General features: G+C 70.8%; 21 protein-coding genes. 3 read left to right on the top strand and 18 right to left on the bottom strand.

The genetic code is table 11. From position 1 onward, the window contains the following. The first annotated feature begins 150 nt into the window (after positions 1-150). Positions 151-1,350 (top strand): ABC transporter ATP-binding protein, encoded by a 1,200-nt coding sequence (locus JXZ78_RS20490; protein ID WP_238783252.1) that lies wholly within the window; start codon positions 151-153, stop codon positions 1,348-1,350. A 30-nt stretch (positions 1,351-1,380) separates the two neighbouring features. On the opposite strand, the gene JXZ78_RS20485 is transcribed toward JXZ78_RS20490, so the two are convergent. The 6 genes from JXZ78_RS20485 to JXZ78_RS20460 all read right to left on the bottom strand — a co-directional run bounded on the left by JXZ78_RS20485 (position 1,381) and on the right by JXZ78_RS20460 (position 6,714). Further along, positions 1,381-1,863, bottom strand: coding sequence for a DUF3180 domain-containing protein (locus JXZ78_RS20485; protein ID WP_030019214.1), 483 nt, complete (start codon positions 1,861-1,863; stop codon positions 1,381-1,383). A gap of 138 nt (positions 1,864-2,001) precedes the next feature. Further along, on the bottom strand, positions 2,002-2,595 hold the full coding sequence (folK, locus tag JXZ78_RS20480) for a 2-amino-4-hydroxy-6-hydroxymethyldihydropteridine diphosphokinase (RefSeq protein WP_030019215.1): 594 nt from the start codon (positions 2,593-2,595) through the stop codon (positions 2,002-2,004). Further along, complete coding sequence (folB, locus tag JXZ78_RS20475; RefSeq protein WP_030019216.1) at positions 2,592-2,951, bottom strand: dihydroneopterin aldolase; 360 nt, start codon at positions 2,949-2,951, stop codon at positions 2,592-2,594. The genes folK and folB overlap by 4 nt, the downstream gene beginning before the upstream one ends. A gap of 416 nt (positions 2,952-3,367) precedes the next feature. Continuing rightward, the gene (locus tag JXZ78_RS20470; protein ID WP_030019217.1) at positions 3,368-3,874 is read right to left on the bottom strand and encodes a nuclear transport factor 2 family protein; all 507 of its coding nucleotides are present in this window, start codon (positions 3,872-3,874) and stop codon (positions 3,368-3,370) included. Continuing rightward, positions 3,871-4,791 carry a dihydropteroate synthase gene (gene folP / locus JXZ78_RS20465; RefSeq protein WP_030019218.1) on the bottom strand — a complete coding sequence of 307 codons (921 nt, stop codon included), beginning with the start codon at positions 4,789-4,791 and terminating at the stop codon, positions 3,871-3,873. The genes JXZ78_RS20470 and folP overlap by 4 nt, the downstream gene beginning before the upstream one ends. A 78-nt stretch (positions 4,792-4,869) precedes the next feature. Beyond that, on the bottom strand, positions 4,870-6,714 hold the full coding sequence (locus tag JXZ78_RS20460; RefSeq protein WP_050502298.1) for a phosphatidylglycerol lysyltransferase domain-containing protein: 1,845 nt from the start codon (positions 6,712-6,714) through the stop codon (positions 4,870-4,872). Between the two features lie 140 nt (positions 6,715-6,854). On the opposite strand from JXZ78_RS20460, the gene JXZ78_RS20455 reads away from it, so the two are divergent. Next, on the top strand, positions 6,855-7,970 hold the full coding sequence (locus JXZ78_RS20455) for an alpha/beta hydrolase (protein ID WP_030019220.1): 1,116 nt from the start codon (positions 6,855-6,857) through the stop codon (positions 7,968-7,970). Positions 7,971-8,166: 196 nt separating this feature from the next. Here the strand turns inward: JXZ78_RS20455 and folE are convergent, their stop codons facing one another. The 6 genes from folE to dacB form a co-directional block, all read right to left on the bottom strand. After that, positions 8,167-8,772 carry a GTP cyclohydrolase I FolE gene (gene folE / locus JXZ78_RS20450; RefSeq protein WP_030019221.1) on the bottom strand — a complete coding sequence of 202 codons (606 nt, stop codon included), beginning with the start codon at positions 8,770-8,772 and terminating at the stop codon, positions 8,167-8,169. A 234-nt stretch (positions 8,773-9,006) separates the two neighbouring features. Further along, on the bottom strand, positions 9,007-11,025 hold the full coding sequence (gene ftsH / locus JXZ78_RS20445; protein WP_030019222.1) for an ATP-dependent zinc metalloprotease FtsH: 2,019 nt from the start codon (positions 11,023-11,025) through the stop codon (positions 9,007-9,009). Between the two features lie 284 nt (positions 11,026-11,309). Further along, entirely contained in the window at positions 11,310-11,849 is a 540-nt protein-coding gene (gene hpt, locus JXZ78_RS20440) for a hypoxanthine phosphoribosyltransferase (protein WP_030019223.1), read from the bottom strand. 88 nt (positions 11,850-11,937) lie between these two features. Further along, the gene (gene tilS, locus JXZ78_RS20435) at positions 11,938-13,026 is read right to left on the bottom strand and encodes a tRNA lysidine(34) synthetase TilS (RefSeq protein ID WP_030019224.1); all 1,089 of its coding nucleotides are present in this window, start codon (positions 13,024-13,026) and stop codon (positions 11,938-11,940) included. 209 nt (positions 13,027-13,235) lie between these two features. Then, positions 13,236-14,378, bottom strand: coding sequence for an Rv3626c family coenzyme F420 biosynthesis-associated protein (locus JXZ78_RS20430; RefSeq protein ID WP_030019225.1), 1,143 nt, complete (start codon positions 14,376-14,378; stop codon positions 13,236-13,238). Positions 14,379-14,751: 373 nt separating this feature from the next. Next, positions 14,752-16,245, bottom strand: coding sequence for a D-alanyl-D-alanine carboxypeptidase/D-alanyl-D-alanine endopeptidase (dacB, locus tag JXZ78_RS20425; protein WP_238783262.1), 1,494 nt, complete (start codon positions 16,243-16,245; stop codon positions 14,752-14,754). A gap of 200 nt (positions 16,246-16,445) precedes the next feature. On the opposite strand from dacB, the gene JXZ78_RS20420 reads away from it, so the two are divergent. After that, complete coding sequence (locus JXZ78_RS20420; RefSeq protein WP_004571927.1) at positions 16,446-16,943, top strand: inorganic diphosphatase; 498 nt, start codon at positions 16,446-16,448, stop codon at positions 16,941-16,943. 81 nt (positions 16,944-17,024) lie between these two features. On the opposite strand, the gene JXZ78_RS20415 is transcribed toward JXZ78_RS20420, so the two are convergent. From JXZ78_RS20415 to JXZ78_RS20390, 6 genes are all read right to left on the bottom strand, one after another. Beyond that, complete coding sequence (locus JXZ78_RS20415) at positions 17,025-17,885, bottom strand: HTTM domain-containing protein (protein WP_030019227.1); 861 nt, start codon at positions 17,883-17,885, stop codon at positions 17,025-17,027. 98 nt (positions 17,886-17,983) lie between these two features. Next, a complete protein-coding gene (locus tag JXZ78_RS20410) occupies positions 17,984-18,175 on the bottom strand; it encodes a linaridin family RiPP (protein ID WP_030019228.1) in 192 nt (63 codons plus the stop codon). A 132-nt stretch (positions 18,176-18,307) separates the two neighbouring features. Next, the gene (locus tag JXZ78_RS20405; protein WP_238783251.1) at positions 18,308-18,889 is read right to left on the bottom strand and encodes a hypothetical protein; all 582 of its coding nucleotides are present in this window, start codon (positions 18,887-18,889) and stop codon (positions 18,308-18,310) included. Then, a complete protein-coding gene (locus JXZ78_RS20400; protein ID WP_238783250.1) occupies positions 18,886-19,794 on the bottom strand; it encodes an alpha/beta fold hydrolase in 909 nt (302 codons plus the stop codon). The genes JXZ78_RS20405 and JXZ78_RS20400 overlap by 4 nt, the downstream gene beginning before the upstream one ends. Positions 19,795-19,949: 155 nt before the next feature. Continuing rightward, positions 19,950-20,327: a transposase gene (locus JXZ78_RS20395; RefSeq protein WP_078624119.1), complete on the bottom strand. Its 378-nt coding sequence runs from the start codon at positions 20,325-20,327 to the stop codon at positions 19,950-19,952. A gap of 45 nt (positions 20,328-20,372) precedes the next feature. Then, positions 20,373-21,140 (bottom strand): class I SAM-dependent DNA methyltransferase, encoded by a 768-nt coding sequence (locus JXZ78_RS20390; RefSeq protein WP_030019231.1) that lies wholly within the window; start codon positions 21,138-21,140, stop codon positions 20,373-20,375. Positions 21,141-21,198: the final 58 nt, after the last annotated feature.

The raw sequence follows: 21,198 nt of genomic DNA, 5'->3' as shown, positions 1-21,198 counted from the left end.
TATCCCCCACCACTGACAATCCGACCGGCCCGCCATCCAGTCGTCACCAGACGCACGTGACGGGACGGATTCCGCGGGCAGGAGCCGGAGGAGCACAGCGCGCCTACCCGGCCGGCGACCGTCCACACTGGCCACACTGGGGAAACCACCATGATCCGTTTCGAGCACGTCACCAAGAGCTACGCCGACGGCACCACCGCCGTCGACGACCTCTCGTTCGAGGTCGCGGAGGGCGAGCTGGTCACGCTCGTCGGACCGTCGGGCTGCGGCAAGACCACGACGATGAAGATGGTCAACCGGCTCATCGAACCGACCGCCGGCCGCATCTACCTGGACGGCGCGGACATATCGACCATCGACCCCGTGGAACTGCGCCGCCGTATCGGCTACGTCATCCAGCAGGTCGGCCTCTTCCCGCACAAGACCGTGCTGGAGAACACCGCGACCGTCCCGCACCTGCTCGGCTGGCCGCGCAAGAAGGCCAGGGACCGCGCCGCCGAACTCCTCGACCTGGTCGGCCTGGATCCCTCGCAGTACGGGGACCGCTACCCCGAACAGCTCTCCGGCGGACAGCGCCAGCGCGTCGGCGTCGCCCGCGCGCTGGCTGCCGACCCGCCCGTCCTGCTCATGGACGAGCCGTTCGGCGCGGTCGACCCGGTCGTCCGCGAACACCTCCAGACGGAGTTCCTGCGGCTCCAGTCCACGCTCCACAAGACGGTGCTCTTCGTCACCCACGACATCGAGGAAGCGGTACGGCTCGGGGACCGCATCGCCGTCTACGGGGCGGGCCGCGTCGAGCAGTTCGACACCCCGGCCACGGTGCTGGGGGCACCGGCCACCCCGTACGTCGCGGAGTTCGTCGGCGCCGACCGCGGGCTCAAGCGGCTCTCGGTGACCCCGATCGAGACCGGTGACCTGGAGCAGCCGCCGGTGGTCCGGCTCGACGACGACGCGGCGCGGGCGGCCGCCCGGCTCGACGAGGAGGGCGCGGCGTGGGCCGTGGTCCTGGACGCAGACGGCGCCCTGCACGGCTGGGTCTCGGCGGCGGGCCTGAAGGCCACGGACCTGAAGGCCGCGGGCTCCGGGACGGCGACGGCGGCGACCGGGCGAGAGGTGCGCGACCACGCACGGCGCATGGAGGCGTGGCTGCCGCTCGGGGCGCCGCTGAAGCAGGCGTTCAGCACCATGCTCCAGCACGACGCCGGGTGGATCGCTGTACTGGAGGAAGAACGATTCCTCGGTGTGCTGACGCCTGCGGCGCTGCACGCGGCGCTGCGGCGGTCCACGGCGGCCGACGCGGGTCGCCTGGCACGCGACGAGGTCGTGGTGGAGAGCGTTCCCAGCGCGTAGCTCCGGGGGCGGCGGGTGCCGTTTTCGGCCCTACGCCGCGCTGGCCCCCGCCTCGTCATCGTCCTCCGGAAGCTTGCACACGCGCTCCAGGAAGAGCGCGGCCACCACCACCGCCGCACCGGCCAGGACCGAGAAGCCCGCGTGGATGGCCTGGTCACGGCGGGGCTCGACCGCGAGGTCCGTGGTGAGCAGGAAGACGCCGACACCGCCGTACACACCGGCCACCACGGAGGCCACCAGGGCGCTCGCCTGGCCGAAGACGACGGCGCGGGCGGCCACCAGCGGGTCGACGCCCCTGGCGTCGGGGCGGCGCTCGCGCTGGGCCTTCAGCCGGGAGCGCAGGGACACGGCGGTGGCGGCCAGGACGGCGGCGATCAGGGCCAGGACGACGGGGGCGGCCAGCGGCACGCCGGGAAGCGTGCCGAAGGAGTCCCAGAGCCGGGCACCGGCCCAGGCCAGCACTCCGGCTGCCAGGAACAGCCCGCCCAGCACCTTGATGTGTAGCTGCTTCACCGAGCGTTCGCCCCTTGTGCCCTCGTCCTCGTACGTGTGGTGCGCCGTGCGGGTGTCCGCGCGGTCGTGCGGAGTGCGTGCGTCACGGCAGGTTTGGTCCGGCGTGCGGCGCCGGCGGCGCACCCACCGTCCCAACGTCTACTCGGGCAGCCGCAGTTCCAGGTCCGCCCGCGGGACGACTCCCTCGCGGCCGACCGCCGAGAGCAGCTCCGCAACCGCGCCGCGGCCCGGGACCTCCGCCTCCGGGTCGACGTCGTGCCACGGCACCAGGACGAACGCGCGCTCGTGGGCGCGCGGGTGGGGCAGGGTCAGCAGCGGGTCCTCGGAGAGGACGTCCTGGTACGCCAGGATGTCGACGTCGATCGTACGCGGCCCCCAGCGCTCGTCACGGACGCGCTCGAAGGCCTCCTCGATCGCCTGGCCGCGCTCCAGCAGGGAGGCGGGCGGCAGCGTCGTCTTGATGAGCACCACCGCGTTGAAGTACGACGGCTGCGAGCCGGGGTCGACACCCCACGGCTCGGTCTCGTACACCGGCGAGACGGCCTTGACGCGGACACCGGGGGTGTCCTCCAGCGCGTCGACGGCACCCTGGATGGTCTCCAGGCGGTTGCCGAGGTTGCTGCCGAGGGAGATCACGGCGCGTTTCGGGTTGGAGAGCGTCACGTCCGCGGCGTCCACCCGCTCCACCACGGACGTGGGCACCGGCTGCACGGTCGGGTCACTGCTGGTCATACTCGGCTCCGGGTGATGGTGATGGTCACGTCGTCGAAGGGGACGGTGATCGGGGCGTCCGGCTTGTGGACGACCACCTCCACCTCCTGGACCCCCTCGTGCTTGAGGCACTGGCCGGCGATGCGCTCCGCGAGCGTCTCGATGAGGTCGACGGGCTCGCCCTCGACGACGGCCACGACCTCCTCCGCCACGACGCCGTAATGCACGGTCTTCGCGAGGTCGTCGGTCGCCGCCGCCGGGCGGGTGTCCAGGCCCAGCACCAGGTCCACGATGAAGGTCTGGCCCTCTTCGCGTTCCCGGGGGAAGACCCCGTGGTGCCCTCGGGCCTTCAGCCCACGCAGCGCGACACGATCCACGCGAATCACACTCCCACTGGTCCCATTGGCACCTCTGGTACCACTGATCGTCGGAATTGCGGGCGGGGACCAGAGACTCGTCCGGCACGCCGCCCCATCATCGAATCTACCTGCGAGCACCGACAGTGCTTGCCCACGGGGGCCATGGACAAGGCCCCGTACGACTGCTAGGCGCTGCTGCCGGGGCGTACAGACGGTCGTCCGCGCGGCCACTACCCGTGGGCCCGCGGTCCCACCCCTACCCGCACGGCACTTGGCTCGAACGGGTGCGCCGGAGTCGACCTCGCTGACGTTTCCCGCTGACGGGACCGGCGGTGTCGCCGCAGGCCGTCGGCCTGGTGACGGTCACCGTACCGCCACGGAACGGTCACCCGGCGCCCATGAAAACGCGCGAAGTCTTCACGCGAGTTTCACGTTCAGACCCCGCCGCCCACACCCCCGGCGCCCGGCCCGTCGTCGGGTCCGGCCTCGCCGTCCCCGTCCCCTGCCCCGGCCCCTTCATCGTCCTGGTCCGCCAGGACGGGCGAGCCGTGGTGCGACCAGACCCGCCAGCCCTCCTCCGTACGCCGGAAGACATTGGTCGCCACGACGAGCTGGCCGATCAGCGGCCCGACCGAGCCGTCCTCCTCCGCGGGCCCGCCGCTGAGGATGTTCTCGGTGCAGGTGACCAGCGCGGTGTCGCCGAGGACGTCGATCTCCACATCCGTCAGGAAGAACTGGATGTACTCGGTGTTCGCCATGATCAGGGCGTACGAACGCAGCACCTCGCCGCGCCCGCGCAGCACCGGCCAGCCCGGGTGCACCACGCTCACCTGGCCGTCCATCCACATCTCGGACATGGCCGCGTGGTCACCGCGCTCCATGGCCTCGTACAGGTCGGTGTTCGCCTGCTCGACCAGCTCGATGTCCGTACGTGGAGTCACACCGCTCCCGTCGCGTCCGCCGCACCCGCGGCGCCCGTCACACTCGTCCCGTCCGTCCGTCCCGCCGCGCCTTCGACGGCACGGGCGACCCGTACCGCGTCCGCGCTCGCGCGCACCTCGTGCACCCGCACCGCCCAGGCTCCCTCCCGCGCGACCATCGCCGACACCGCGGCCGTCGCCGCGTCCCGCTCGCGGGCGGGCGGCGGAGCGGCCTGTGCGTCCCCTGCCAGCACCCTGCCCAGGAAACGTTTGCGCGAAGCGGCCACCAGCAGGGGACGGCCCAGCTCCCGCAGCCGCGCCAGCTGCGCGATCAGCGCGAGGTCGTGCCCGGCCTCCTTGGCGAAGCCCAGCCCGGGGTCGACGACGATGCGCTCGGGGTCGATGCCGCCGTCGACCGCCCGGTCCAGGCTCTGCCGCAGCTCGCCGAGCACCTCGGTGACGACGTCCCCGTACACGGCCCGGTTGTTCATGTCGATGGACCGGCCGCGCCAGTGCATGACCACGAACGGCACCCCGGCCGCGGCGACCACCGGCACCATCGCCGGGTCGGCCGCGCCCGCGCTGACGTCGTTGACCAGCCGCGCGCCCGCCGCCACCGCCCGCTCGGCCACCGAGGCGCGCATGGTGTCCACGGACACCACGGCCCCGGCGGCGCACAGCTCCCGTACGACGGGCACGACCCGGCGCAGCTCCTCCGCCTCGTCCACCCGGGCGGCGCCCGGACGCGTCGACTCACCGCCCACGTCCACCAGGTCGGCGCCCTGCGCCACCAGGTCCAGGCCGTGCTTGACTGCCAGCTCGGTGTCGAACCACTGCCCGCCGTCGGAGAACGAATCAGGCGTCACGTTCACCACGCCCATCACCGCGCAGCGGTCCCAGTCCGGAAGTCCGGCCACCCGGCCGCGCAAGGTACTCATGACCCCACCCTAGGCGGCCGGGACGCGGCGCCGCCCACCCCCGGGAGGGGCGGACGGCGCACCGGGTACGGAGCGTCGCTACGCCGCCGGTTCGACGGCATCCGCGCCGATCGGCGCCGGGGTGTGGGCGCACGGCCGCGGCTCGGGGGCCTTCTTGCGGCGCAGCGCGCGGGGCAGGCCCAGCTCCAGGTAGCCCTCGGCCTGAAGAGCGGCCAGGCCGATGCGCGGGATGTCCCGGCTGTTGCGGAAGACCACGAAGCGCGGCTCCCAGCGCGGGCGGAACTTGTCGTTGAACTTGTACAGCGACTCGATCTGGTACCAGCGCGACAGGAAGATCAGCATGCCGCGCCAGATCCGGATGACCGGCCCCGCGCCCAGTTTTTCGCCGCGCTCCAGGGAGGAGCGGAAGACCGCGAAGTTCAGCGACACCTGCTTGATCCTCAGGTCCGGGGCGGCCTGGAGGGAGGCGACGATCAGCAGCTCGTTCATGCCGGGGTCGGCGGCGCGGTCGCGGCGCATCAGCTCCAGCGAGATGCCGTCCTTGCCCCACGGCACGTAGTGCTGCATGGCCTTCAGGTCACCGAACGGGCCGGGCTGCTCGCCCTCGGCCGGCGCCAGGTGCGCGGTGGCGATCACCGCGTCACCGTCCCGCTCGGCGTCGATACGGCCCAGCGCCATGGAGAAGCCGCGCTCGGTGTCGGTGTCGCGCCAGGCGTCGGCGGCCTGCTGGATACGCGCCAGCTCCTCGGGCTCCAGGTCGCGCACGCGCCGCACCCGGGTCTCGTAGCCGTTGCGCTCGATGCGCTTGACCATCTGCCGTACGTTGCGCATCGAGCGGCCGGTGAGCGTGAAGTCCGCCACGTCGACGATCGCCTCGTCGCCCAGTTCCAGCGCGTCCATGCCGGTCTCGCGGGTCCAGACCTGGCCGCCGGTCTCGCTGCAGCCGGTGACGGCCGGGGTCCAGGAGTGCGCCCGCGCCTCCTCCATGAAGCGCTCGATGGCGCCCGGCCAGGCCTCCACGTCGCCGATCGGGTCGCCGCTGGCCAGCATCACGCCGGATATCACCCGGTAGCAGACGGCGGCCTTGCCGGTCGGCGAGAAGACCACGCCCTTGTCGCGGCGGAGCGCGAAGTAGCCGAGGGAGTCGCGGCCGCCGTGCCTGGCGAGCAGCTCGCGCAGCTGCTCCTCGTCCTGCGCGGTGAGCCGGGCGGCCGGGTGCTCGGGGCGGAAGGCCAGGTAGACGGTGGTGGCGACGGTCAGCAGGCCGAGCGCGCCGAGCGAGTAGCCGACGGTGTAGTCGACGTTGTTCACGTACCGGACCGGGCCCTCGAAGCCGAAGAGGCCCCACATGACGTGCTTGAACCGCTCCCACACCGACGGATCGCCGATGATCTTGTGCGGGTGGGTGTTGACGATCACCAGGCCGAGGCCGAAGCTGATGCCGCCCAGGGCGACGAAGTTCAGCAGGGCCTTCACCCGGCTGCGCGGGTCCGGCAGCGCCTCGAAGGCGCGCCGGTGCCACACCAGGAAGGCCAGCAGGGCCAGCGAGAGGGCCGCGCCCACGATGGAGTGACGGTAGACGAGCTGGGCAGCGATGCCCACCGGGAGCAGCGAGACGGCCGCCACCCAGGCCCGGCGCTTACGCCGTTTGAGCCCGTGGGCGAGCATCAGCAGCAGGATGCCGACGACGATGGAGGAGGCCGCCGCCAGGGCGCTCACGGCACCCGGCAGGACCTCCGCCAGGGCATGGAGCCTGCTGTGCCGGAAGCGGGGAAAGAGCCCGGCGACCAGATTCAGCAGTCCGACGACCGCGCCGGCCGTCCCCACCAGTGGCGGCACCTTTTCCGGGCGGGGGCCGCGCAGCCAGCGTGGCGGACGCCACGCAACCGTCCCGGACTTTTCGCCATCTAGCTTGTCAGACATTACTTTCCCGTCGCCCCGGTCGAGAGAACGTGCGAGTCTTAGTCGCAGCATCTGGACTTTTGCGCCCTGTATGACGGCGTTTCAGGGCCCGGGGTTCCACCCGCGGCACGGATGACCGGCCGCCCGGAAGAAAGCACCTCATGGGTCTCACCAGCAAAAAAGTGCTGCTCTTGGCCGTCCTTTTCGCAGTAGCACTCTTTGTTCTCACGATCTGGCTGTGGCCGCGCCTGTCCCGGCAGAACTGGCGCACGGTGCTCGGCCGCATCGGTCTGCTGCTGGCGACCCAACTGTCGATCTTCGCCTCGATCGGCCTCTTCGCGAACAATTCGTTCGGTTTCTACGCATCATGGGCGGACCTGTTCGGCCAGGAGCAGGAGCCCGGCGTGGTGACGAATCACGAGACCGGCCCGAACGGCACCAAGCTGAAGATGCTCGGCAGTGAGCACGTCGGCGTACCCGGCGGTTCCCAGCCGCACGTGGGCGGCCGGATAGACAAGGTTCTGCTGCAGGGCGAGAAATCCAAGATCAACAGCCCGGCGTTCGTCTACCTGCCGCCGCAGTACTTCCAGCCGGCGTACGCGAAGAAGCGTTTCCCCGCCTCCGTGGTGCTGACCGGCTACCCGGGCACCGCGGAAGCCCTCTACAAGAAGCTGCACTTCCCGCAGACCCAGCACGACCTGGTCCGCAAGAACAAGATGAAGCCGACGATACTGGTGATGATGCGCCCGACCGTCGCGCCGCCGCGCGACACCGAGTGCGTGGACATCCCGGACGGCCCGCAGACCGAGACCTTCTTCACCCATGACGTGCGGCACGACATAGCCAGCCACTACCGGGTGGGCACCGCAGCCCAGAACTGGGGCGTCATGGGGGACTCCACGGGCGGCTACTGCGCCCTGAAGATGCCGATGCGCCACCCGAAGGCCTTCTCGACCGGCGTGGCCCTCTCCGGCGCGTACAAGGCCCCGCTGGACGCCTCGACCGGCGCGCTCTTCGGCGGCGACAAGCAGCTGGAGCGGGAGAACAACCTGCTGTGGCGGCAGAAGAACCTGCCCGCGGCGCCGGTGAACCTCCTCGTGACCTCCAGCAGGCAGGGCGAGGACAACTACCAGGAAACGCTGAAGTTCATCCAGCAGACCAAGTCCCCGGGGAAGATCGCGTCGATCATCCTCGACAGCGGCGGCCACAACTTCAACACCTGGCGCCGTGAGATACCCGCCGCCTTGGAGTGGATGGGCGGCCACCTCAAGGCGTAGCGGAGCATCGCCCCAGGGGGCGGCGTACGACGTGGGCGGGGCCCGGTGGATGTCCACCGGGCCCCGCCCACGTCGTTCTCGCGCTCCGGGACCGCTTCAGCCCCGTACGCAGCCCGGCCGCCCGTACGGACACCCGGCCGTCCCGTACGGTCTCCGGGCCCGTGGCCGTACGAAGGCTCAGGACCGCCGCCGGGCGTCAGCGCGCCAGGATCAGGCTCATCGCCTCGGAGCGGGTCGCGGAGTCCCGCAGCTGGCCGCGTACGGCCGAGGTGGTCGTCTTGGCGCCCGGCTTGCGTATGCCGCGCACCGACATGCACATGTGCTCGGCCTCGATCACCACGATGGCGCCGCGGGCCTCCAGGATGCGCATCAGGGAGTCCGCGATCTGCGTGGTGAGGCGTTCCTGCACCTGCGGGCGGCGGGCGAAGACCTCGACGAGGCGGGCCAGCTTGGACAGCCCGGTGATCTTGCCGCTGTCGGCCGGGATGTAGCCGACGTGCGCGACGCCGTGGAAGGGCAGCAGGTGGTGTTCGCACAGCGAGACGATCTCGATGTCCTTGACCAGCACCATCTCGTCGTGGCCGAGGTCGAAGGTGGTCGTCAGGACGTCCTCGGGCTCCTGGCGCAGCCCGGCCAGGATCTCCTTGTACGCCCGCGCGACCCGCGCCGGCGTCTCCAGGAGCCCCTCGCGGTCCGGGTCCTCGCCGACCGCGATCAGCAGCTCACGTACGGCGTTCTCGGCGCGCTTCTCGTCGAACTCGCCGATCTTGCCGTCGCCGTCCAGCGTCACCGGATCGGTCATCTCGTGCCTCGTTCCTGTTGCGCCCGCTCCACACGCGGAGTACCACACGTCCAGGCTAGAACCCGTGAGGCGCCACATTCATTCCGGGGCGGCTGTGGACCCCGTACCGCACCCCGGCACAACGGGCGTCCGACGACGAAAAACCGGGCCCGTACGGAATCTTCCGTACGGGCCCGGTCTGCTTCCGGGCGGACCCGGTCGCCATGTTCACCACCGCGGTGAGCGGTCCGGCGGTCAGGCCTCGGGGGTCTGGTCCTCCGGGGCTTCGGCCTTGTCCGTCGAGACGGCGGACGAGGAGGCCGAGGGGGCGGAGCCGTTGGCCGGCGCCAGCTCCTTCGGCGACAGCACCGGCGGGCGCGTCGAGGGCGTCCGCCGCGAGGAACCGGTCCACGCCGGACGGGCCGGGCGCTTGACGATGTGCTTGAAGACCTCGGCGACCTCTTCCTTGTTCAGCGTCTCCTTCTCCAGGAGCTGCAGAACCAGGTTGTCGAGCACGTCGCGGTTCTCGACCAGGATCTCCCACGCCTCGTTGTGCGCGGTCTCGATGAGCTTCTTGACCTCTTCGTCGACCAGCGCGGCGACCTCTTCGGAGTAGTCGCGCTGGTGGCCCATCTCACGGCCGAGGAACGGCTCGGAGTTGTCGGAGCCGAACTTGATCGCGCCGAGCCGCTCGGTCATGCCGTACTGCGTGACCATGGCACGGGCCGTCGCGGTCGCCTTCTCGATGTCGTTCGCGGCGCCCGTGGTCGGGTCGTGGAAGACCAGTTCCTCGGCCGCCCGGCCACCGAGCATGTACGCCAGCTGGTCGAGCATCTCGTTGCGCGTGGTCGAGTACTTGTCCTCGTCCGGCAGGACCATCGTGTAGCCCAGGGCCCGGCCACGGGACAAGATCGTGATCTTGTGGACCGGGTCGGAGTTCGGGGAAGCCGCCGCGACCAGGGCGTGTCCGCCCTCGTGGTACGCGGTGATCTTCTTCTCCTTCTCGGACATGATGCGGGTCCGCTTCTGCGGTCCGGCCACCACGCGGTCGATCGCCTCGTCCAGGAACTTGTTGTCGATCAGCTTGGCGTCGCTGCGGGCCGTCAGCAGGGCGGCCTCGTTCAGCACGTTCGACAGGTCGGCACCGGTGAAGCCGGGGGTGCGCTTGGCGACGGCCGACAGGTCGACGTCCGGCGCGACCGGCTTGCCCTTCTGGTGCACCTTGAGGATCTCCAGGCGGCCCTGCATGTCCGGGCGGTCGACGGCGATCTGCCGGTCGAAGCGGCCGGGGCGCAGCAGCGCCGGGTCCAGGATGTCCGGGCGGTTCGTGGCGGCGATCAGGATGACGCCGCCCTTGACGTCAAAGCCGTCCATCTCGACCAGGAGCTGGTTCAGCGTCTGCTCACGCTCGTCGTGACCACCGCCGAGGCCCGCGCCGCGGTGCCGGCCGACGGCGTCGATCTCGTCGACGAAGACGATCGCCGGGGCGTTCGCCTTGGCCTGCTCGAACAGGTCACGGACCCGGGAGGCACCGACACCGACGAACATCTCGACGAAGTCGGAACCGGAGATCGAGTAGAACGGGACGCCCGCCTCGCCGGCGACGGCGCGCGCGAGCAGCGTCTTGCCCGTACCCGGCGGGCCGTACAGCAGCACGCCCTTGGGGATCTTGGCGCCGACCGCCTGGAACTTCGACGGCTCCTGGAGGAACTCCTTGATCTCCTGGAGCTCCTCGACCGCCTCGTCCGACCCGGCGACGTCCGAGAACGTCGTCTTCGGCGTGTCCTTGGTGATCAGCTTGGCCTTGGACTTCCCGAAGTTCATCACCCGGGAGCCGCCGCCCTGCGTCTGGTTCAGCAGGAACAGGAAGACGACCGGGATGAGGATGAAGGGAAGCAGCGTCACCAGCATGCTGAGGAACGGGTTCTGCTTCGACGGGGAGACGGTGTAACCGTCCTTGATCTCGCCGGTCTGGTACCTGGCCTGCAGAGTCTTGGCCAGATCGACGCCCTGGTCGCCGATGTAGCTCGCCTGGAGCTTGTTGGAGCCGTCGACCTTGTTGTCGCCCGACAGCTCGACCTTGATCTTGTTCTCGTCGCCGGTCGTCAGCTCGGCGGATTTCACCTTGTTGTCAGTGATCGCCTTGACGACCTGACCGGTGTCCACCGTCTTGTAGCCGCCGGACGAGCCGACGACCTGCATCAACACGACCACGGCGAGGACGGCCAGCACGATCCACATGACCGGCCCACGGAAGTATCGCTTCACGTCCATCCATACGGAGCCGTCTAGGCCCCGTCCCTCCTGCCACAGTGAGGCACAACAGCCCTGTGGAGGGCTGGTCGTGCGTACGGTGTATTACTGGCCCGAAAAAAGACTGACCTTCGGACGGTACCCCAGCATTGTCACCCGGTGACGCCGCCCACGGTTAACAATGCAGCTTCGGATGCCGTTCTCCCTGCTCCAACGGCGGCGGCCCCTCAGGGGTTCCCGCCGCCGGGCACCGGTCGGCCCCGGGCCCCGGCCGCATCGAGGGCGGCCGGACGGGTCCACGCCGCTCAGCCGCCGTAGACGTGCGGCGCGAGGGTGCCCACGAAGGGCAGGTTGCGGTACTTCTCCGCGAAGTCCAGGCCGTAGCCCACGACGAACTCGTTGGGGATGTCGAAGCCGATCCACTTCACGTCGATGGCCACCTTCGCCGCGTCCGGCTTGCGCAGCAGCGTGCAGACCTCAAGGGTGGCGGGCTCCCGCGAACCGAGGTTCGACAGCAGCCAGGACAGCGTCAGACCGGAGTCGATGATGTCCTCGACGATCAGGACGTGCTTGCCCTTGATGTCGGTGTCGAGGTCCTTGAGGATGCGCACCACTCCGGAGGACTGGGTGCCCGCGCCGTACGACGACACGGCCATCCAGTCCATCGTGACGGGGGTGGACAGCGCGCGCGCCAGGTCCGCCATGACCATCACGGCGCCCTTGAGGACGCCGACGATGAGCAGGTCCTTGCCCGCGTACTCCGCGTCGATCTTCGCCGCCAGCTCCGCCAGCTTGGCGTCGATCTCTTCCTTGCTGATGAGCACCGACTGAAGGTCGGAACCCATGTCCTTGTCGTCCACCCGTGCCACTCTCGCTCGGTTCGGTGTCGTGAGACTCGTGAGGCGGGGCGGTGCCCTTTCGGTGTCCTGCGGCTCAGCCCTGCCGGATCACCAGTCTGCCACCCTGGCGTCGCACACCCACGCGCCCGGGGAGGTTGACCGTGCCCTGACCCCGCCATCCGGTGATCAGCCGGTCCACTTCCTCCAGGTGGCGGGCGAAGAGCGAACCGGCCGGAGCGCCCGCCGCGATGGCGGCCCGGCGCAGCACCCGGCGGCGGACGGCCGCGGGCAGCGCGTACAGCGCGGTGGCGTCGAGCGTGCCGCGCTCGTCGAGGACCGTGCGCTCGGCGTCGGCGGCCCAGGAGTCCAGGGCGTCGGCGTCGTCCCGGGACAGCTGCGCCGTACGGGCCAGGGCCTCCACGACGCCCTTGCCGAGCGCCTTCTCCAGCGCGGGCAGGCCCTCGTGGCGCAGCCGGGAGCGGGTGTAGAGCGGGTCGGAGTTGTGCGGGTCCTCCCAGACGGGCAGCGACTGGATCAGACACGCCTTGCGGGCGGTCTGCCGGTCGACCTCCAGGAAGGGACGGCGGTAGCGGCCGCCGCGGCCGGTCTTCGCCGCCATGCCGGACAGCGAGCGGGTGCCGGAGCCCCTGGCGAGCCCCAGCAGGACCGTCTCTGCCTGATCGTCACGGGTGTGGCCGAGGAGGACGGCGGCGGCGCCGTGCCGCTCGGCGGCGGCGTCCAGCGCGGCGTAGCGGGCGTCCCGGGCGGCGGCCTCGGGCCCGCCGCAGCGGCCCACCTCGACGGCCACCGCGTCGACCGGATCCAGGCCGAGGGAGCGCAGCCGCAGGACGACCTCGGCGGCGCGGGCGTCGGAGCCGTCCTGCAAGCCGTGGTCGACGGTGATGCCGCCGGCCCGTACGCCCAGGCGGGGCGCCTCGAAGGCCAGTGCGGAGGCGAGGGCCATGGAGTCGGCGCCGCCGGAGCACGCGACGAGCACCAGGGGAGGGCCGTCCGCCGGCCCGGACGGCAGCGGCGCCCCGGCGGGCCGCGCGGGGCCCGCGGCGACCGGCTGCTGCGCGGGGGACGCGGGGGCCGGGGAGTGCGAGGTGTGGTGGTTCAGTACGTCGTGAAGTACGCGGCGGACCGCCACGCGTATCGCGGCGACCGCTGGATGGGGACCCATGTCCGTTTCCAATCGTCAGCTGGGGGGCCTCGGGCCGTCTACGGCTTTTTCGTCACACAGAGTGCCTAGATGGTGACAGAGACGAGCAGTTCCCCGAGCATTGCACGCCTATCCTGCGGTCACGGTCCCTCAGAAGAGTGATTGAGGGGAGCGTTCACCAGCCTCGCGGTGCGCCCGGCTCACGACTGCGCACCGCCGGGCTCCGCCCCCTACCGGTGCACCCGCGCGACCCAGTCCGCCGGTTTGGCGATCTCCTGTTTCGTCGGCAGCGTGTTCGGCGACGTCCACACCCGGTTGAAGCCGTCCATGCCGACCTCGTCGACCACCGCCCGGACGAACCGCTCGCCGTCCCGGTACTGCCGCAGCTTCGCGTCCAGCCCCAGCAGCTTGCGCAGCGCCTGGTCGAGGCGGCCCGCGCCGCTGGCCCGCCGCTTCTGGAACTTCTCCCGGATCTCCGCGACCGACGGCACCACGGCCGGGCCGACGCCGTCCATCACGTAGTCGGCGTGCCCCTCCAGGAGCGACATCACCGCGGTCAGCCGCGCCAGGATCTCCCGCTGCGCCGGGGTCTGCACCAGGTCGACGAAGCTGCGGCCGCCCTCGTCGCCCTCCTCGCCCTCGGGACGGCCGCCGGTCAGCGACTGGGCGGCCTCCCGCAGCCGCTCCAGCAGCGTGCCCGGGTCGATCTCCGTCTCGCCGAGGAAGGACTGGATCTCGCCCTCGATGTGATCACGCAGCCAGGGGACGGCCGTGAACTGCGTACGGTGCGTCTCCTCGTGCAGGCAGACCCACATGCGGAAGTCGTGCGGGTCCACCTCCAGCTCCCGCTCGACGTGCACGATGTTCGGCGCGACCAGCAGCAGCCGGCCGCCCCGCGCCGCGGCGGGCAGGTCCCGGCTCGCGGGCGCGAACGTCTCGTACTGCCCGAGGACCCGCGACGCCAGGAACGACAGCAGCATCCCCAGCTCCACGCCGGTCACCTTGCCGCCGACGGCCCCCAGCACCGCGCCGCCCGGTACGGAGGAACGGCGCTCCTCCATCTTCTGGAGCAGCGGCTTGAGCACCGCACGGAAGCCGGCCACGTTGGCCTTGATCCAGCCCGCCCGGTCCACGACCAGCACCGGGGTGTCGTGCCCCTGCTGGCCCGGCTCCGCGCCCGGCTCCCCCTCCGGCTGCGCCATACGGGTGAACGCCCGCACGTGCTCCTCGGAGGACTTCGCGTGCCGCCGCAACTCGGCGACGATCGCCCGCGCCTCGTCCCGGCTCACTTCTGGTCCCGGCCGTACGAACCGGGTCGCGGTCGCTACCGCGAGGTTCCAGTCGACCATCTCCACACCACCGATGCTCGTCATGGGTTCACGGTACGTGGGCGCATCGGCTGGGGGTAGCGCTGCGCCCCTTGGGCGCGGTTTCCCGGTTTGTCGGTGCCGGTTCGCTTTCGGGTGCGGGGCGCCCCTTTGGGCGCGGGTTTCCGGACTGCCGGTGCCGGTTCGCTTTCGGGTGCGGGGCGCCCCTTTGGGCGCGGGTTTCCGGACTGCCGGTGCCGGTTCGCGTTCGGGTGCGCGTCCGTTGCGCCTGCGGCGGGCGGTGGCCGCTGCGCGGGGCTGTCAAGGTGCGGGGGCGGGCCTGCGCGGCAGGCCGCTCCGGCCCGCCCCCTTCCGTTGGGGGGTGGATGGAAGGGTTGGTGGGGGTTGTTGTGGGTGGTGTGGTGCTGGTCGGTCGGTTTTATCGACAGCCGCAGTTGGCCACTGCTGTGGCCATGCGGTCCAGGGCCTGTTGGGCGGCCTGGGGGTCGGTGGTGTTGTTGGTCATGAAGGCGAAGAGGAGGAGGCGGCCTTCGGTGTCCACGACCGTGCCGGCCAGGGTGTTCACGCCGGTGAGGGTGCCGGTTTTGGCGCGTACGGTGCCGGCGCCCGCCTTTTCGCCGGTGTAGCGGCCGCTGAGGGTGCCGGTGAAGCCGGCTACCGGCAGGCCGGTGGTGACCGGGCGCAGTTCGGGGTGGTCGGGGGACGTGGCCAGGGTGAGCAGGCGGGTGAGGAGGGTGGCGGAGACCTTGTCGTCGCGGTCCAGGCCGCTGCCGTCCTCGAAGGCGGTGCCGGTCAGCGGGAGTTTCAGGGTGGCCAGGGTCTTGCGGACGGCCCGGCCGGCGCCCTCGAAGCTCGCCGGTTCGCCGGTGGCCAGGGCCGTCTGGCGGGCCAGTGCTTCGGCGATGTCGTTGTCGCTGTGGGTCAGCATCCGCTCGACGAGGCCGGAGAGCGGCAGGGAGCGGGTGGTGGCGAGGCGGCGGGCCTTGGCGGGGGCGGTGGTGCTGGTGGGTGGGGCCTCGACCGTTACGCCGCGGTCGGTGAGCAGTTTCGCGAAGGTGCGGGCCGCGGCCTCGGCCGGGTCGGTGTCGCGGGGGGCCGGGCCGGAGCGGGACGTGTCGAGGCGTCCCTCGTCCGCCATGAGGGAGGTGACGGGAGCGATGTTCTCGTTGGGGCTTATGGGGTGGAGGGTGGGGCCCGTGTAGGCGGAGGTGTCGTAGCCGAGGCGGATCGTGGCGGTACCGCGCTCCTTGAGTACGCGGGCCGTGTCGTCGGCCAGGGTGCGGAGGCTGGCGGGCGGGTCCTGGGCGTCCTGCTCCGGGGCGCGGGCGGTGAGGGTGGGGTCGCCGCCGCCGACCAGGACGAGGCCGCCGTCCGCGCCCTCGACGACGGTGGTGTCGATGCGGTGCTCCGGGCCGAGCGCGGAGAGCGCGGCGGTGGCGATGGCGAGCTTGACCGTCGAGGCGGGGGTGGCGTTCCGTCCGGAGTCGGCGCCGAAGAGTTCGCGGCCGGTGGCGGCGTCCACGACGGAGGCGGTCCGCAGCGAGCCGAGCGCCGGGTCCCTCAGGAGCGGCGCGAGGGCGTTCCGCATGCCCTCGGTGCCGGGCGGGGGCGCGGGGGTGCCGAGCGCGGCCAGGACGGGCGGCGCGGCGGCGGGACCGTCCGGAACGTGATGCTCGCCACGCGTTCCGCCGGGCGCCGCGGCGCGGGCGCGCTCCGCCGTACGCTGGCCGGCGTCCCACGGACCGGCCGCCGCCACCGCTCCGGCCGCCACCAGCAGGCCCAGGACGGTGGAGCTGGCCGTCAGCCGTACGGTCTGCCGCTGCTGCTTGGAGGCCGCCCACCAGGCGGTACGGGTGGAATCCGTGGCGGACCGGTAGGCCGAACGCGCCGAACCGGCCGCCGATCGGGTCATGGACACGGCGGCGGAACCCGTCGACCGCGCCGAACCCGTCGCCGTACGGGCGAAACGTTGCGCCAACCGCTGCGCGGCCTGCCACCTGACCTGCCACGACCTGGTCTCCGGCACCTAGGACCAGCCCCTTTCGCCACCACACACCTGCGTGGGGGACACTTAATCACCAGACGTATGTGTTGATCATGGAGGAGCCACCCGTGGAGTTCGACGTCACCATCGAGATCCCGAAGGGTTCGCGGAACAAGTACGAGGTGGACCACGAGACCGGACGGATCCGCCTGGACCGTCGACTCTTCACCTCGACCAGCTACCCGGCCGACTACGGCTTCGTCGAGAACACCCTCGGCGAGGACGGCGACCCGCTGGACGCGCTGGTCATCCTGGACGAGCCGACGTTCCCCGGATGCCTGATCAAGTGCCGCGCCATCGGCATGTTCCGGATGACCGACGAGGCCGGCGGCGACGACAAGCTGCTGTGCGTCCCGGCGTCCGACCCGCGGGTGGAGCACCTGCGCGACATCCACCACGTGTCGGAGTTCGACCGCCTGGAGATCCAGCACTTCTTCGAGGTCTACAAGGACCTGGAGCCGGGCAAGTCGGTCGAGGGCGCGGACTGGGTCGGCCGCGCCGAGGCCGAGGCCGAGATCGAGGCGTCCTTCAAGCGCCTGGAGGCGCAGGGCGGCGCCCACCACTGAGCCTCGCGGTTCTCTGCGTGTACGCGGACGGGCGGCACCCCTTCGGTGGGGTGCCGCCCTTCGTCGTTCCCGCGGCTGTGACTACTCGGAGGCAGGGGTGAGCGCCGCGGGAGCCTTCGCGGGGCCGGGCAGCGCCGTCTGCTTGTCGCTCTGGGCGAGGACGTAGAGAAGCGCGGGATGCGTGGCCCCGAAGGCCAGCACGAAGCGGTTGAGGCCCATGAACTGCCCGATGCCCAGGTGGAACAGCGTCATCGAGCCGAGCCACGCCTTGGCCGCGGGCTTCGGCAGCACGAAGACCAGCGGGAAGCCGACCTCGGCGGCGACCGTTCCCCAGGTCACGACCTTGCCCACCATCGGGTACTTGTGCACGAGCTTGAAGACGCGCTGGTCACCGTAGTTCTGCGTACGGATGACGCCGCTGAACGCCTCGCCGCTGAGCCACAGCGGCGACACCAGCTTGACCACACCGGACGCGACGTAGGAGATGGTCGTCTCCAGGGCGAGGGCGCGCATGGCCACGTCGCGGGCCTTCTCGTCGTCCTTGAAGGTGCCGGTCGAGGCCAGCACGACGTTGATCACCTGTTGCAGCTGGTCGGCACCGTCCCCGCCGAAGGGGGTGTGCAGCCGGCCGGCCGCGCCGGTCGCCGCCAGGACGGCGCTGCCCGCCGCGCGGACGCCGCGCTTGTGGCCCCAGACCAGCGTGGCGGCGGAAGCACCCGCCTGGACGCCGTACAGGGCGACCGCGGCCTTCTTGGAGCTGAGGGCGCGGGTCAGCCGGGGGAAACGTTTGGCCAGCTGGGGGCGCATGCTCCCCAGCTGACCGCTCAGCAGCTCGCCGTCCTCGAACTTACGGTGCTGGCTCAGCATTTCCAGTGCGGAGACCAGCGTGCCCAGCGAAGCCACTCGGCGAGCCGTGACCTCGGGCGGAGCGCTGAGAAACATGAGTGGGTGCTCCCTGTGGATCGAACATGACTACGGCGGCCGACACGGGGCAGGGGCACGGTGGGCGCAGGTGCCCACCGTGCCCCTGCCGGGTTCCGTCAACCGACGTTGTGGGTGACCTTGTCGAGGGCCACAGCGGTCGCCGAGGTCGCCGCGAAACCGACCGGGGTGGCCTCCGGGGTGGCGATGGTGGCGAGCGGGGTGACCATGGTCGGGGTGGAGTCGGCGCCGATACGGCCCGGCTTCACGTCGGCGAGCTCGGCGTTGGCGAAGTCAGCCAGGATGGACATGTTTTCTTCTCTCTCTCGGATTCTCACGATGAGCAACTCCAGCCGTTCGGCGGGAGGGCACGGACTCACGCGGCCCTGGTACGGCCGAGTGAGTTCGCGGCTTCCAGCCGAGAGGACCCCCGAGCCCCTCTTCTAGGCGGCCAGCGGAAAGGTTTCCGGATCCGGTGCTTCCGCTGTGGGCAGTGAGATTTCCTCGGACACGAAGAACGGCTCGATCTGCCGGTGTTCCGGAGCGGTGAGATACGAGTGCATCAGCAGGAACTGACTGTGCGACGCACCGTCGGTGTGCGGCAGGTGGTGCTGGATGTAACCGGAGAGCAGCCGGTAGCCGGGCGACCACACCACGGGCGCCAGCTCCGAGCCGGCGGCCGCCGCACGGGCCCGGATGCCCTGGATCGCGTCGAACAGGGCCTTGGGGGACCGGTTACGGGCGTTCCAGGCCAGGGCGTACCAGGGTCGGTCGCGGGTGACCGGGATCTCCTGCCACTCCCCCGGCTCGCCGTCCGCGATGTCCCGGTAGAGCAGGTGGCAGTCCTTGACTCCGGGATTCGGCCCGAAGAAACGCCAGTTCGGCGTCGGGATGCGCAGCTTCCCGCACCACAGGATGTTGTCGAAGCGTGTCTCGGGCAGCTGTGCCGCGGCCGTCGCGACGAGCCAGGCGGCGAGCGAAGCCGTGACGGCGGCCGTCTTCACGCGTTCCGTGGTCACGTTCATGCCGACGTCAGCTCCTCTCCCGTACCGCCGTTCTCCTCGGCCGGCCGGTCACCGGTGGCCCGCCCGCTCTCCCCGTCGGCCCGCCCGGCCGGCGGCTCGTCGGCGATCGCCTCCGCCACCTGCTCGGCGAAGACCTGGACGGAGAGGATCGTCTCGTGGTCGGAGCCCTCGACGAAGCGGTGCCGGGACCGCTCGGAAAGGGTGGTCATCCTGGCCTGGACCACGCGGTGCGCGTCGTTGTCACCGTGGTTGTTCTCCGCCGTGACCACGGTCAGCGGCAGGTCCAGCGAGGTGAGTTCCGGGTAGGTCATCGCGTCCCGGTAGTCCCGGTGGGCCAGGGCCCAGGTCCGGGGCTCCGCCAGGAACGCCCGGGAGCTGCGGTTGATCTCCTGGCGGTAGGTCTCGAACTTGTTCAGGGCGGGCCGGAAGGCCGCCACCCCCGCCATGGCGTACGCCCGCTCCATGAGCATCGACTGCCGGGACCAGCGGTCGACCTCGGAACGCCGGGAGCTGCGCAGATGCGCCACATCGGTGGCGTCGACCATGACCACCGAGGTCACGCCCCGCGCCGCGCCGGGGTGGCGCGACGCGTAGGCGGCGACGAGATATCCGCCGAGGGAGTGACCGGCGAGCACCATCGGAAGGTCGCCGGTGAAGGTTTCGCGCAGTTCCTGAAGCAGCGTGAAGTGCTGCTCCAGGCCGTAACCGGCGGCCGATGAGCTGAGCCCGTATCCGGGGCGGTTGAACTTCACGTACCCCATGTCCGGGGGAAGCGCTTCGCAGACCCAGTCCCAGTATTCGTGGGGCGTCCCCAGCCCGTTGTCGAGCAGTACGACGCGCCGGGCCTGCGGAGGAATACGGACGTCGACCTCTACGAGGCTGCCGTCGGGCCTTTCATGCAGCATGTAGCGACGCGCACGTTCTCGTCTGCCTTTGCACCGCATTACCGCGCCGGTCAGCAGACTCGCGCCGGCCAGTCCGGCCATACCTACGCCAAACTGGCGCTCCAAAGACGCCACATTCCCTCCCCCGTGATTCGAAGCGACTGATGCCCGGAAAGCTAGCACGCAGCGCCGGGATAAAATAACGGGTTACTTGAATCTTGGGACCGGGCGGTCCTGCCACCGCGTACCGGGGCGCGGCCGGCCATACTCCTGCCGTACTTACGGAGTTCTATGTACAGCTCGCCGATCGTGGCTTTGAGCGTGGCATTTTCTTGAGTCAGCTCAGCCACCCGGGAGGCGTCCTCGGTGTCCCTGCCGCCTTCACCGGCAAGGCCGGCCCGGGCTCCCTCAATAAACTGGCGACGCCAATTGGATACGGACTGCTCGGACACCCCGGCGTTGCGCGCGGCCTCCGCCGCGGTCAGTTCACCGGTGAGCACCCTGAGTACCAGAGCGAACTTCTGATCCGTCGGCAATATCGGCGGACGTCCCACGTCGATCCCCCTTCTGTCATCCGCGTCTCGGTGTGTCTGCTGCTGTCAGGGCTTGACGTAGCTGCAGATGAACAGCGGGGCGCGGTCGCTGTAGGGGGTGCCGTCCCAGCGCGACATACGGGCCTCGGGCTCCAGCCCGGCCGCGCGGGCGTAGCCGTCGACCTCGTCCGGCGTGGTCAGGCGGGTGAGTTCGCTGCCCACCCTGGTGGTGCCGTCGGCCTGGTACAGGATGTGCGAGCAGTGCCACAGGCCGCCGGCGAGCAGGGTGGAGTGGGTCTGCACACCCGTACCCGGCTCCGGGTACGGGACGAAGTAGGTGGTGCGGGTCAGCCCCTCGTGCAGCGCCAGGACCGGCGGCTTGTTGTGCGTCTCGATCAGCAGCCGGCCGCCGGGGACCAGGAGGTCGGCCGCTCGCCCCACCGCCCGCCGCTGGTCCTCCGGCGTGGTCAGGACCGACAGGGTCGCGCAGACGCAGTACACCAGCCCGTACCGGGAGTCCGAGGTGTAGGTGCGGATGTCCCCGTGCACCGGGGTGACGGTGCCGCCGTCCTTCAGGTCCTTCAGTTTGACGCGCAGCGCGTCCAGCATTTCCGGCGAGGAGTCCACGCCGGTCACCTGGCCGGTCCGCTGCGCGAGCGGGATGGCTATCCGTCCCGTACCGACGCCGAATTCGATGGTCCCCGCCTCCGGCGCGGGGTGGCGGGCCAGCAGCCCGGCCACCGCTTCGGCCGTGAGCCGCTCGTCCGGGAGCAGCCGGTCGTACCACCCCTCGAACTGCCGGCCGTAGCCGATGTCCTCAACCCCGTTTTCCACCCGTTTTCCCCTTCTCTATGTCCCCACTGTCATGCCGATGGGAGCGTCGTGACGCAGG

Source organism: Streptomyces monomycini (assembly GCF_022271435.1).
Taxonomy (GTDB): Bacteria; Actinomycetota; Actinomycetes; order Streptomycetales; family Streptomycetaceae; genus Streptomyces; species Streptomyces monomycini.
The sequence above is the reverse complement of the archived record's forward strand: the minus strand, read 5'-3'. Positions and strand labels throughout refer to the sequence as shown.